The organism is Aurantimonas marina, from assembly GCF_017183135.1.
Lineage (GTDB): Bacteria > Pseudomonadota > Alphaproteobacteria > Rhizobiales > Rhizobiaceae > Aurantimonas > Aurantimonas marina.
The window spans coordinates 52475-65503 of record NZ_JADDXW010000004.1 but is presented as its reverse complement, the minus strand read 5'-3'; the positions used below and the strand labels follow the sequence as shown (position 1 = coordinate 65503).

Below are 13029 nucleotides of genomic sequence, written 5' to 3'. Positions count from 1 at the left end.
GTAGCGCCGGTGCCCTAGGTTCCACAATCCGAGCAACAGGCGGTTGGGCAATGGACCGAGCGGATCACGAAGGCACCGAAGGCAAGCACCGGCATTCGAACGACGCGACCGAGGAGCGGTTGGAAAAAGAGGGCTCGCCGCTGAGCCATAGCGAGCGGCATCAAATCGAGGATCGGCTGAAATTGCGGCCGGTCGCCGTCTACGAGCTGGTTCGCCAGGAAGGCGAAGACGAACTGTCGCGCCCGACAAGCAGCCTTTGGTGGTCGGGTTTGGCGGCCGGCCTGTCGATCGGCTTTTCGGTCTTCGCTCAAGCGGCGATCCGCGCCAACCTTCCGGATACCGATTGGCGTCCCCTAGTGGATTCCTGGGGCTACGCGGTCGGCTTCCTGATCGTCATTCTCGGGCGTCAGCAACTATTCACCGAGATCACGCTGACGGCGACGCTGCCGGTCCTGGCGCGGCCGAGCTGGCGCGGCCATCTCGCGATCGCCCGCCTCTGGATGATCGTCTTCGCCGCCAACATGGTGGGAACGACCGTCTTTGGCGCGGCGATCGCCTTTGACGTCCTCAATCTGCCGGACATCACCAAGGCCGCGATCGAAATTTCGCAGGAAGCCATCATAGAACCGGACTTCGGTCATACACTGCTGCGTGGCGTTGCTGCGGGCTGGCTGATGGCGACGGTGGTCTGGCTACTGCCTTCGGCCGATAAATCCAGCTTCCTGGTGATCGCGCTCCTGACCTATCTCATCGCCCTGTTCCACCTGTCCCATGTGGTGGCCGGGTCGGTCGAGGCGATGGCCCTGGTCTTTTCCGGTCAGCTGTCGTTTGTCGATGCGGTGACCGGCTTCTACGTCCCGGCCCTCATCGGCAATGTGCTGGGCGGCGCGACGCTCTTCGCCCTGATCAGCTACGGCCAGGTCGCCGACGAGCTGGACGAGAAGAAATAATGAAAGACGCACCGGCGGATGCTATCCGCCGGTGCCAAGCCGACTGATGTCGAGGCAGCAGGCGGCTCAGCCGCGCCGGCGCAGGATCGACCGTCCGGCATAGACGCCTTGGTCGCCTAGCTCTTCCTCGATCCGCAGCAATTGGTTGTACTTGGCGAGCCGGTCCGAGCGTGCCAGCGATCCGGTCTTGATCTGCCCGCAATTCGTCGCGACGGCGAGGTCGGCGATGGTCGAATCTTCGGTCTCGCCGGAGCGGTGCGACATCACTGCGCTGTAGCCGGCGCGATGGGCGACGTCGACGGCGTCGAGCGTCTCCGTCAAGGTGCCGATCTGGTTCACTTTGACGAGAATTGAGTTCGCGACGCCCTTGTCGATGCCCTCGCGCAAGCGCTCGGAGTTGGTGACGAAGAGATCGTCACCAACGAGTTGGACCGTCCCGCCGATCTGGTCGGTCAGTGCCTTCCAGCCGTTCCAGTCGTCTTCGCCCATGCCGTCCTCGATCGAGATGATCGGATAGGCGCCCGCAAGCTCGGCGAGATAGGTCGCCATCTCGGTGGGAGACAGCTTCCGCCCCTCGCCTTCCAGATCGTAGACGTCGTTCTTGAAGAATTCCGTCGCGGCGCAATCAAGCGCCAGGAACATGTCCTCGCCCGGCTTGTAGCCGGCCTTCTCGATCGCCTTCATGACGAAGTCGAGACCGTCCCTGGCAGAGGCCAGACCCGGCGCAAAACCGCCCTCGTCGCCGACATTGGTGTTGTAACCGGCGTCCTTGAGCATCTTCTTGAGGGTGTGGAACACCTCCGCGCCCATCCGCAGTGCCTCGCCGAAACGCTCCGCGCCCACCGGCATGATCATGAATTCCTGGAAGTCGATCGGGTTGTCCGCATGGGCGCCGCCATTGATGATGTTCATCATCGGCACCGGCAGGACATGGGCCGAGGCACCGCCCACATAGCGATAGAGCGGCAGGCCGGAAGCGTCGGCCGCCGCCTTGGCGACGGCGAGCGAGACGCCGAGGATGGCGTTGGCGCCGAGCCGGCTCTTGTTCTTGGTTCCGTCGAGCGAGCACAGCGCCGCGTCGATACGCATCTGGTCCTCGGCTTCGAGACCGCCGATCGCCTCGAGTATCTCGCCGTTCACCGCCGCGACTGCCTTCTCGACGCCCTTGCCGAGATAGCGCGACCCGCCGTCGCGCAGCTCCACTGCCTCATGGGCGCCGGTCGAGGCGCCCGAGGGAACCGCCGCCCGGCCCATCGAACCGTCTTCGAGAAAGACGTCGACCTCGACCGTCGGATTGCCGCGGCTGTCGAGAATTTCACGTCCAATGATATCGATGATGGCGGTCACGGGCCCACTCCAATTGCCGGGAAACTTTGGAAGGCTTTTAGACCACGACGGCGCGGGCGTGAACCGTTTTCCATTTGGCTTCAGACGAAGGACTTCGCCACCGCGTCAAGCGCTTGCAGCCGCTTCAACAAGTCCGGCATCCGGTCGAGCGGCACCATGTTTGGCCCGTCAGACGGTGCGTTGTCCGGGTCCTCATGGGTCTCGATGAACAGGCCCGCGACGCCGACGGCGACAGCGGCACGCGCCAGCGTCTCGACAAAGCGGCGGTCGCCCCCGGATGAACCGCCCTGCCCGCCCGGCTGCTGTACCGAATGGGTCGCGTCGAAGATCACCGGGGCGCCCATCTCGGCCATGATCGACAGCGCCCGGAAATCGGACACCAGCGTATTGTAGCCGAAGGAGGCGCCGCGCTCGGTCAGGAGCACGTTCGGATTGCCGCTGTCGGTCACCTTGGCAAGGACGTTCTTCATGTCCCACGGCGCCAGGAACTGGCCCTTCTTGATGTTGACAACGCGGCCGGTCTGAGCCGCGGCGATCAACAGATCGGTCTGGCGGCAGAGAAATGCCGGGATCTGCAGGATGTCGCAGACGGCGCCGGCTTCGCGGCACTGCTCTTCGGTGTGGACGTCGGTCAAAACGGGCAGGTCGAAGGTGCGAGCGATCTCCTCGAACACCGGCAGGGCTTCGGACAGCCCGATGCCGCGCTGACCGGAAAGGCTGGTGCGGTTCGCCTTGTCGAAGCTCGCCTTGAACACGTAGCCGATACCGAGGTCATCGGTGATCCGCTTCATCCTCTCAGCGATCATCAAAGCATGGTCGCGGCTTTCCATCTGACAGGGGCCGGCGATCAACGCGAAAGGCGCCGTTTGAGAGAAGCTGACGTCCTTGGCGGAGACGGTGCTGTTGGGTGTGGTCATGCGGGCGATTCCTCGAATGCGATGAAGCTGCCATTTGCGCCGAACGGCACGACGAGGCGTCCGCCGGTCATCTTGGCCGAATAGCCGCCGGCGGCAAGACAGGCACGGGGCGCGGCCATGTCCGCGACGTTCAGCACAATGCCGCGAACTGAGAGCCCGCCAGGCGCGTCCTGCTCGACGCCGTAGTTTTCGACCAATGACGCGTTGGAAAGGACATGGAGCGAGGTGTTGGCGAGTTCGAAACACAGCTCCCCATGGCCGCTTTCGTCCGCGCGAGCATCCGATACGGTCGCCAGCAGTTCGCGTGATTTGTCTGGCGAATGATCCGACAGGACGATGCGCGCGAGACCCGACACGCCATTGGCGTGATGTGTCAGCGCGGACCGATCGGGTGCTTCCGCGTGCAACAGCTGGCAGAAGAAGAAGTAGACGTGTGAGTCGGGTTCCGCAGAGGCGAAGGCCAACCGGAATGACACCGACCCATCCACGCCGGCGGGTGTTTGAAAATTTCGCGAGAACTCGACCAGTTCGGCCTCGGCAAGCCGATTCTGTGCCAGCGCGGCCCGGTCGCCCACCGCGTCGACCGAGCGAAAGGCGAGTGCGGAGATCGACGGCAAGTTATGGCGGGACCGAAAGCCGGCATCGCGCGCGACGAATAGGTTGCCCGCGGTCTTCGCGGCTTGGTAGGCCGCCGGGTCCGCGATCGCCAGCGGTTCGAAATAAGTCCCGTCGGCAAAGAAAACGCAGGCGTTGCCGGTTCCGAAGGGATGGACGGCATCGGGCGCGACCGTGAAGCCGAGCCCAGTCAATAGCCCGCGCGCCTCGTCGAGCGAGGCGAAGGGCAGGACGACATGATCAAGCGCCCGCGTCCCGCGCCGGTCTTCGTCCTTGCCGGTCACACCAGCCGGCTCTGCTCGACCGCCGCGGCGATGAAGCTGGCGAACAGCGGATGCGGCTCGAACGGCCGGGATTTCAGTTCCGGGTGATACTGCACGCCGATGAACCACGGATGGTCGTCCAGTTCTACCGTCTCCGGCAGAAGGCCGTCCGGCGACATGCCGGCGAAGCTCATCCCAGCCGCTTCCAGCGGCTCGCGGTAGGCGCGGTTGACCTCGTAACGGTGGCGGTGCCGCTCCTCGATATCGGTGTCGCCGTAGATCGCGGCGATCCGGGAGCCGCTCTTGAGGCTCGCCTTGTATGACCCGAGACGCATGGTGCCACCGAGATCGCCCTGCGCGGCGCGCTGCTCCAGTTCGTTGCCCTTCAGCCATTCGGTCATCAGCCCGACGACCGGCTCGCTGGTTTCGCCGAATTCCGTCGAATCCGCCTTTTCGATCCCAGCCAATGCCCTTGCCGCCTCGATCACCGCCATCTGCATGCCGAAGCAGATGCCGAAATAGGGAACGTCGCGTTCGCGGGCGAAACGGGCGGCGGCGATCTTGCCCTCCGCGCCGCGCTCTCCGAATCCGCCCGGCACCAGGATGCCGTTGACCCGCTCCAGATACGGGGCCGGATCCTCCTCTTCGAACACTTCCGCCTCGATCCAGTCGAGCTTGACGCGGACCCGGTTGGCGATGCCGCCATGCTGCAGCGCCTCGATGAGGGATTTGTAGGCGTCCTTCAAACCGGTATATTTACCGACGACGGCAATGGTCACCTCGCCCTCGGGATTGCGAATCCCGTCGACGACCTGGTGCCAACGCTGCAATTGCGGTTTCGGCGCCGGATCGATGCCGAAGGCGGCAAGCACCTCGGTGTCGAGCCCTTCGTGGTGATAGGCGATCGGCACGTCGTAGATCGTGGCGACATCGAGCGCCTGGATGACCGCCGTTTCCCGGACGTTGCAGAACAGGCTCATCTTGCGTCGTTCCTCGGCCGGGATCGGCCGGTCGGCGCGCACCAGCAGTATATCCGGCTGAATGCCGATCGCGCGCAGCTCGCGCACCGAATGCTGGGTCGGTTTGGTCTTCAGTTCACCAGCCGTCGGGATGTACGGCATCAGCGTCAGGTGGACATAGACCGCGCCGCCGCGCGGCAGGTCGTTGCCGAGCTGCCGGATCGCCTCGAAGAACGGCAGCGCCTCGATATCGCCGACCGTGCCGCCGATTTCGCACAGCACGAAGTCGAACTCCTCGTTGCCGTCGAGGACGAATTCCTTGATAGCGTCGGTGACGTGGGGAATGACCTGGACGGTGGCGCCGAGATAGTCGCCGCGCCGTTCCTTGGCGATGATTTCCTGATAGATTCGCCCGGTGGTGATGTTGTCCATCCGGTTGGCCGAACGACCCGTGAAGCGCTCGTAATGGCCGAGATCGAGATCGGTCTCCGCGCCGTCGTCGGTGACGAACACCTCGCCATGCTGGGTCGGGCTCATCGTGCCGGGATCGACATTCAGATAGGGATCGAGCTTGCGAAGCCGCACACGGTAACCGCGGGCCTGCAGCAGCGCGCCCAGCGCCGCCGATGCAATGCCTTTACCGAGTGAGGAGACCACGCCGCCGGTGATGAAGATATATCGCGCCATGGGCTTTCCCGATATCTCGACCGGTCTGATTCTGCCAGTCACTTTTCGGCCATGCCGAAACCGGACGGGGCGCCCGAAGGCGCCCCGATGATGGTGGCCGCAAACGGTTCGCGGATGCTACTGGGCGGTCCCGGACGGCGAAGTGCCGCCATCGACTGGCCGTTCGACACCGGCTGGCGCAGCCTCTACCGGCGGAACCGTCGGATCCTCGGCGGCATTCGGCGCGCTCGGAGCTGGATTGGCCGGAATCTGCGGCTCCGGCGTGACGGCCGACCTCGAAGCGTCTTCGGCCGGAGCCGACTGCGGCACGGCCGTTCCGGTGGCGTCCTCCGGCATCAACGGCGCTGCGCTCGGCGCGTTCGGATCCGATGGCGTCACGTCCGTTGCGGCGGCGTCCGCCTGCGGCGCCTGACCGGCATTGCCGGATGCCCCCTCCTGCTCCGGCAGAGCACCCAGTTGATCCAGCAAGCTACCGCCTTGATCATTGCCGCCCTGAGTGGTCGGCAGGCGATCGAGAATGTCCGTCGGCTGCCCACCATAGCGGGCGAGAATGCCGAGCGACAGCGACGTAACGAAGAAGGCCGCCGCCAGGATTCCCGTCGTGCGGGTCAGCGCATTGGCCGCGCCACGGGCCGACATCAGGCCGCCGCCACCGCCCCCGATACCCAGGGCGCCGCCCTCGGAGCGTTGCAACAGCACCACGATGACGAGCGCGATGACGATCATCAAGTGGATGACGATAAGAATGGTTTCCATTGAACTTTCGCAGCGCGTCGATTTTAGGAATTGCGCGCCTTCTACAGAAGCGCGGCCGGCTTTCCAACCGGATTCGGTGTTTCATCGCCGTTTTGGTCAGGAAATGACGACGGCCTCGCATATCGCGATGAAGTCGGACGCCTTCAAGCTCGCGCCGCCGACGAGCGCGCCATCGACGTTGTCGACGGCCAGAAGCTCGGACGCGTTCGCGGGTTTGACCGATCCACCATAAAGGATTCGGACCGCCGAGGCGACAGCTTCGCCAAAGCGATCCGACAAGGTCTTGCGAATGAAATCGTGAACCTGTTTCACGTCGACGACGGTCGGCGTGCGTCCGGTTCCGATCGCCCAGACCGGCTCGTAGGCGACAACCGCGGTCTCGCCGGTCAATTCGTCCGGTAGAGAGCCGGCCAGTTGCGCTCCAAGGACCTCCAACGTCTGGCCAGCTTCGCGTTCCGCCTCGGTCTCGCCGACGCAGATCACAGCGACAAGCCCGGCCTTCATGGCCGCTTCCGCCTTCGCCCGAACCAACGCATCCGACTCGCCGTGATCGGCGCGACGCTCCGAATGACCGACGATGACGTACCGCGCGCCGACATCCTTCAGCATCGCGGCGGAGATATCGCCGGTGTGGGCACCGCTTTCAGCCGGATGGCAATCCTGCCCTCCGACTGCAACGTTCTCGCCGAGAATCCCGCGACTTGCGGACAGAATCGTCGCCGGTGGAAAGATAAGCAGGTCGCGGCCTTCGGCGAGCCCACGACCGGCGGCGTCGGCGATGTCCTTGAGTTCCGTCAGTGCCGACAACTGCCCGTTCATCTTCCAGTTACCCGCGATCAGTGGCCTTGGCTGCATGTCGATATCTACTCCCTGGGGCCGCGCGGAGGGCGCGAACCTGATGGCGCATACCTATCATCGTCGGTCGGCAATTTGCGAGGGAGCCGAGAAATCAATCGCTCAGCCTGCTTGCGCCCGGCCTGCGCTGTTTCCTATTAAGGCTGAGAACGATAGACGCCCTTGCCTCGCTTCGCTGCCGCGAAGGTCGGGTGGGCGAAGGGAGACCACGATGCTCAACACGCTCCGAGGCAGCATTTCCGGCTGGACCGCGAAGATCCTGCTGGCCCTTCTCGTCGTCAGCTTCGCGGCCTGGGGAATCGGTGACGTCTTTCGCGGCGACACGGCGACCACGGTACTGACCGCTGGCAAGACTGAGGTCTCGCTGGAAGACTACGCCTTGGCCTACAACCGCGCCCAGGCCCGCGTCGCGCAGCAGATTGGCCGCCGCCCAACCACCGAGGAGTCCGCCGTGTTCGGCGTTGACCAGAGCGTCCTCAGCCAGCTTGTGGCAGGCGCCATGCTTGACGAACAGGGCCGTCGCATCGGCCTCGGCCTCTCGGAAGATCGCCTGGCCCGTCTAATCGCGGCCGACCCCTCGTTTCAGGATGCGTCCGGAAATTTTTCGCGCAACGCCTTTCAAGCTGTCCTCGCCAATGCCCGGATCCGGGAGCGGGACTATATCCGCAGCCAGGAAGACGCCGCCATTCGCAGCCAGATCGTCGAGGCGATCTCGCAAGGCGGCAACACGCCCGTGACGTTCGAGACAGCACTCGGCCTCTACAATGGCGAGCGTCGGACGGTCGATTATATCAGCCTGACGCCTTCGACCGTGCCACCGGTCGCCGATCCATCGGACGACGTGTTGAAGGCCTATTTCGAGGAGAACAAGGCGAAATACGCCGCGCCGGAGTATCGCTCGATCAGCTATGCTCTCCTGACGCCCGAAACACTCAGCGATCCGGCAGCAATCACCGACAAGCAGGTGAAGGCGGACTACGAGCAGAGGAAGGAGCGCTATACCACGCCGGAGCGGCGGCGGGTCCAGCAGATCGTCTTCGCCGACAAGGCGGCCGCCGACGCAGCCAAGGCCAAGCTGGACGGTGGCGCGAGCTTTGAAGATGTCGCCAAGGAGGCCGGACGGACCGTCGAAGATACCGACCTCGGCTTGGTCTCCAAATCTGAAATTCCGGACGCGAAGGTCTCCGAAGCGGCGTTTTCCCTGGGCGAAGGGGCGATATCGGACGTTGTTGCCGGGGCCTTCGGCCCGGCGATCCTGCGCGTTTCGGAAATCCAGCCGGTGGGTGTGAGTCCGCTCGCCGATGTCTCGGACGAGATACGCAAGGATCTGGCGCTCGTCGCAGCGAACGACACCGCCGCCAGCGCGTACAACGCTTTCGAGGATGCGCGCGCCGGTGGTGCCAGCTTCGCCGAGGCGGCCCAGGCCGCGGGTATTTCGGCCGAAACCGTTCCGGCGGTCGACGCCCAAGGGCGTGCCCCCGATGGCGCGCCGATCGCGGAACTTCCGGCGGCGGAAGAGCTTCTTGCCGGTGCCTTCGAGACCGAGCCGGGATTCGACAATGTGCCGATCAATTTCGAATCGAACAGCTATGTCTTCTACGATGTCGTTAGCATCGACCCGGCGCGCGAACGCACCTTCGACGAAGCACGCGACCGCGTGCTCGCCGACTGGAAGAATGATGAGACCCAGCGACTCCTGAGCGAAAAAGCCAACGCGTTGAAGGCCGAAGTCGAAGCTGGCAAGACCATGGACGACGTGGCGGCGGAATCAGGCCTGCGCAAGCAGACGGCGGCTTCGATCACGCGTCAGTCCGGCGCATCCGTTCTGGGTCAGGTCGGCGTCTCGGCAGCGTTTTCCGGCGGCGATGGGACCATTGCCACCGCGCGGGGCCGCGAGCCGGGCTCCCAGATTGTCCTGAAAGTCACTGAAGTCGCGCCTCCCGCTGATCCGGCCGCGAATGTCGCGGCGCAGGAGCGCCAGCAGTTGAAGGGCATTTTCGAGAACGATCTCCTGCAGAGCTACGTGACGCTCCTGCAAAACGACACGCCGCTCAGCGTCAGTCCGGCCGCCATAGAAAATGCCAAGGCGATCGTCCGGTGAGCCAAAGTCTGAAACCCTTCATCGCCAAGGTCGCGGACGGTCAGTCCCTGACGCGATCCGAGGCGGAAGCTGCCTTTGCGGTGATGATGGCGGGCGAAGCGACGCCCTCACAGATCGGCGGCTTTCTGATGGCGCTCCGGGTGCGCGGCGAGACCGTCGAGGAGATGGCGGGCGCCGTCTCGGTGATGCGCGCCAACATGTTGCCGGTCGCGGCGCCCCCGGCCGCCATCGACATTGTCGGCACTGGCGGCGATCACGCCGGCACGCTGAACGTCTCGACCTGCTCGGCCTTCGTCCTTGCCGGGTGCGGTCTCGTCATCGCCAAGCACGGCAATCGGGCCCTGTCCTCGAAATCGGGAGCGGCGGATGTGCTGGCCGCGCTCGGGGTCGATGTCGACCTGACGCCGGATGCGATCTCGCGGGTGCTCGCCGATGCCGGTCTCTGCTTCATGTTCGCTCCGACGCATCATGCCGCGATGCGCTTCGTCGGTCCCAGCCGGGTCGAGCTCGGCACCCGGACGATTTTCAACCTGCTCGGGCCGATGTCGAATCCGGCGGGCGTGACGAAGTTGCTGATCGGCGTGTTCTCGCCGCAATGGCTGCTGCCGCTTGCCGAGACCCTGCGCGAGTTGGGAACCGAATCCGCCTGGGTCGTGCATGGTGACGGGCTCGACGAAATGACCGTGTCGGGAACGACCGCGGTCGCCGCGCTGAGCAATGGCGAGATTCGCACCTTCACCGTCGAGCCGGAGGACGTCGGGTTGCAGCGGTCGCCCCTTGCCGACATCAAGGGCGGCGACGCAAACGCCAATGCCGCCGCATTGCTGGCGGTTCTCGATGGCACAAAGAATGCCTACCGCGACATCGTTCTTCTCAATAGCGCCGGGGCCTTGGTGATGGCGGGCAAGGCGGAGGATCTGCGTGGTGGCGTGGCGATGGCTGCCAACGCGATCGACGACGGCCAGGCGCGCGCCGCGCTCGGCCGTCTCGTCGCAGCAACGAGGAAAACCGGCGAGGCGTCCGCATGAGCGACATCCTTGAGAGAATCGAGGCATACAAGCGCGACGAGATCGCTGCCGCCAAACAGCACCTGCCGCTCGCCGATCTCGAGGCCTCGATCGATCCCTCGGATACGCCAAGAGGATTTGCGGCGGCGATCCGCAGACGGCATGCCACGGACGGTCTGGCGCTGATCGCGGAAGTGAAGAAGGCCAGTCCCTCGAAGGGCGTGATCCGAGAGGATTTCGATCCGCCGGCTCTCGCGGCGGCGTATGAGCGAGGGGGCGCAACATGCCTCAGCGTCCTCACCGATACTCCCTCGTTCCAGGGTGCGCCAGCCTATCTGACGGCGGCGCGGGCGGCGACCGCGCTGCCGACGCTGCGCAAGGATTTCCTGTTCGACACCTATCAGGTGGCAGAGGCGCGCGCCTGGGGCGCGGATGCGATTCTGATCATCATGGCCGCCGTCGACGATGTGCTGGCGCGCGATCTGGAAGCCGCCTCGGACCATTATGGACTGGATGTCCTGGTCGAGGTCCATGATGCGGAGGAGACCGAACGCGCGCTCAAGCTCCGCACGCCGCTGATCGGGATCAACAATCGCAATCTTCGCACCTTCGAGACCAGCCTGGCAACGGCCGAGCGACTGGCGGCGCTGGTGCCGGACGACAGGATTCTCGTCGGAGAGAGCGGCATCTTCACCCATGCCGACTGCCTGCGCCTCGCCGATCGGGGCATCCGCACCGTCCTCGTCGGGGAAAGCCTGATGCGCCAGGCCGATGTGGAAGCGGCGACGCGCGTGCTGCTCGGCGCGACCCGCCAATCGGGAACCTTGTCATGAGCGACACCAAGCAGGTCGGACTCACCCATCTCGACGCGGCCGGTGCCGCCTCGATGGTCGATGTCGGCGAAAAGGCCCACAGCGTGCGGGTCGCCGAGGCCGAAGGTTTCGTCGCCATGCAGCCGGCGACGCTGGATCTGATTCTCGCCGGCGAAGCCAAGAAGGGCGACGTCATCGGGATTGCTCGGATCGCCGGCATCATGGCGGCCAAGCGCACGCACGAGCTGATCCCTCTTTGTCATCCGCTGATGCTGGAGAAGATCGGCGTCGAAATAATGCCGGATGCTACACTGCCCGGTCTGCGCGTCACGGCACTGGCCAAGGTCAGCGGCAAGACCGGCGTCGAAATGGAGGCGCTCACGGCGGTTTCCGTGGCGTGCCTGACGATCTATGACATGGCCAAGGCTGTGGATCGCTCGATGCGCGTGTCGGGCATCCGGCTGCTATCGAAGTCCGGCGGCCGTTCCGGCGACTTCACGGCAGCCGCGTCGTGAGTCTCCTTCCCGTCGAGGAAGCCTATCGACGATTGGTGAGCAGCGCGTCGCCACTCGCCCGCACCGAAATTCTACCGCTGCTGCAGTTGTCCAGGCGCGTCCTCGCGGAGGATGTTCTAGCGCGCCGCACCCAGCCTTCCTTCGTCGCATCCGCCATGGACGGCTACGCCGTCCGCTCGGCCGATGCAACGGAGCCATTCCGGGCTCTACGGGTCATCGGCGAGTCCGCCGCGGGATGCGCCTTCACGGGGGCCGTGGAACCTGGCGAGGCAGTGCGTATTTTCACTGGAGCACCAGTGCCTAAAGGCGCCGACGCGGTTCTGATCCAGGAAAATACGCGAATGGAAACCGACGGCACGGTGCGTCCGACCGCCTCCGTCGATTTCGGCCAATATGTCAGGGAAGCCGGCATCGACTTCGTCGAAGGCGAGACCCTGTTGGCGAACGGGACCTGGCTGACGTCCGGCGCGATCGCATTGGGCGCTAGCGCCGGTCATACGTCCCTGAAGGTTCTGGCACGGCCGAAAGTGGCGATTCTCGCGACCGGCGACGAACTCGCTTTGCCGGGCGAGCCGCTGGGCGACTGGCAGATCGTCGCTTCCAATTCCTTCGGCGTCGCGGCGATGGTTGCGGACGCCGGCGGCGAGGTCATCGACTGCGGCATCGCACGCGACCGCGCGCCCGACATCGATGCGGGCCTGACGCGGGCAATGGACGAAGCAGCCGACATCTTCGTTACGATCGGCGGGGCGTCAGTCGGCGATCATGACCTAGTCGGCAAGGTGTTTGCCGCACGCGACGTCGCGCTCGACTTCTGGAAGGTCGCGATGCGTCCCGGCAAGCCATTGATGGCGGGGCGGCTCGACGAGCTGACGATTGTCGGACTGCCCGGCAATCCGGCCTCCTCCATGGTCGCGGCAACGTTGTTCCTGGTTCCATTGGTGCGCCGGTTGGCCGGATTTCCGGATCGCCCGCTCTACCGGCATGGGCTGCTTGGTGCGCCGATGCCGGAAAATGGCATGCGGACCGACTTCGTCCGCTCGCAGCTGGAGGTCGGGATGGATGGCGCCGTCCGGGTCATCCCGATGCCCCGCCAGGATTCCTCCCTCCTGTCGACCTACGCAAAGGCGGACGCTCTTCTCGTGCGGCCGTCTTCGGCGGCTCCGGCGAGCGCCGGCGAGGCTTGCCGCTTCGTTATCCTCGACGAATGGAAGGGTCTTGCGGAACACAACTAGAACAGATAGG

General features: G+C 64.8%; 12 protein-coding genes. 6 read left to right on the top strand and 6 right to left on the bottom strand.

The features are described from left to right. Positions 1-50: 50 nt before the first annotated feature. Complete coding sequence (locus tag ING15_RS06170) at positions 51-950, top strand: formate/nitrite transporter family protein (protein ID WP_206453921.1); 900 nt, start codon at positions 51-53, stop codon at positions 948-950. 66 nt (positions 951-1016) lie between these two features. Here the strand turns inward: ING15_RS06170 and eno are convergent, their stop codons facing one another. The 6 genes from eno to tpiA all read right to left on the bottom strand — a co-directional run bounded on the left by eno (position 1017) and on the right by tpiA (position 7349). Continuing rightward, positions 1017-2297 (bottom strand): phosphopyruvate hydratase, encoded by a 1281-nt coding sequence (gene eno, locus ING15_RS06165; protein ID WP_206453920.1) that lies wholly within the window; start codon positions 2295-2297, stop codon positions 1017-1019. 80 nt (positions 2298-2377) lie between these two features. Continuing rightward, positions 2378-3214, bottom strand: a complete 837-nt coding sequence (gene kdsA / locus ING15_RS06160) for a 3-deoxy-8-phosphooctulonate synthase (RefSeq protein WP_206453919.1) — start codon at positions 3212-3214, stop codon at positions 2378-2380. After that, on the bottom strand, positions 3211-4113 hold the full coding sequence (locus ING15_RS06155) for a VOC family protein (protein ID WP_206453918.1): 903 nt from the start codon (positions 4111-4113) through the stop codon (positions 3211-3213). Before ING15_RS06155 ends, kdsA begins: the two co-directional genes overlap by 4 nt. Beyond that, positions 4110-5738 carry a CTP synthase gene (locus tag ING15_RS06150; protein WP_206453917.1) on the bottom strand — a complete coding sequence of 543 codons (1629 nt, stop codon included), beginning with the start codon at positions 5736-5738 and terminating at the stop codon, positions 4110-4112. Before ING15_RS06150 ends, ING15_RS06155 begins: the two co-directional genes overlap by 4 nt. Before the next feature lie 117 nt (positions 5739-5855). Then, positions 5856-6494: a preprotein translocase subunit SecG gene (secG, locus tag ING15_RS06145; RefSeq protein WP_206453916.1), complete on the bottom strand. Its 639-nt coding sequence runs from the start codon at positions 6492-6494 to the stop codon at positions 5856-5858. Positions 6495-6590: 96 nt separating this feature from the next. Beyond that, complete coding sequence (gene tpiA / locus ING15_RS06140; protein WP_206453915.1) at positions 6591-7349, bottom strand: triose-phosphate isomerase; 759 nt, start codon at positions 7347-7349, stop codon at positions 6591-6593. Between the two features lie 211 nt (positions 7350-7560). Here tpiA and ING15_RS06135 point away from each other — a divergent pair, with 211 nt between their 5' ends. From ING15_RS06135 to ING15_RS06115, 5 genes are read left to right on the top strand one after another with little or no spacing between them, the layout of a single operon-like run. Then, entirely contained in the window at positions 7561-9450 is a 1890-nt protein-coding gene (locus ING15_RS06135; protein WP_206453914.1) for a peptidyl-prolyl cis-trans isomerase, read from the top strand. Then, positions 9447-10478 carry an anthranilate phosphoribosyltransferase gene (trpD, locus tag ING15_RS06130; RefSeq protein WP_206453913.1) on the top strand — a complete coding sequence of 344 codons (1032 nt, stop codon included), beginning with the start codon at positions 9447-9449 and terminating at the stop codon, positions 10476-10478. Before ING15_RS06135 ends, trpD begins: the two co-directional genes overlap by 4 nt. Next, positions 10475-11290, top strand: coding sequence for an indole-3-glycerol phosphate synthase TrpC (trpC, locus tag ING15_RS06125; RefSeq protein WP_206453912.1), 816 nt, complete (start codon positions 10475-10477; stop codon positions 11288-11290). The genes trpD and trpC overlap by 4 nt, the downstream gene beginning before the upstream one ends. Next, positions 11287-11784 carry a cyclic pyranopterin monophosphate synthase MoaC gene (gene moaC / locus ING15_RS06120; protein ID WP_206453911.1) on the top strand — a complete coding sequence of 166 codons (498 nt, stop codon included), beginning with the start codon at positions 11287-11289 and terminating at the stop codon, positions 11782-11784. The genes trpC and moaC overlap by 4 nt, the downstream gene beginning before the upstream one ends. Further along, the gene (locus tag ING15_RS06115) at positions 11781-13019 is read left to right on the top strand and encodes a molybdopterin molybdotransferase MoeA (protein WP_206453910.1); all 1239 of its coding nucleotides are present in this window, start codon (positions 11781-11783) and stop codon (positions 13017-13019) included. Before moaC ends, ING15_RS06115 begins: the two co-directional genes overlap by 4 nt. The last annotated feature ends 10 nt before the right edge of the window (positions 13020-13029 follow it).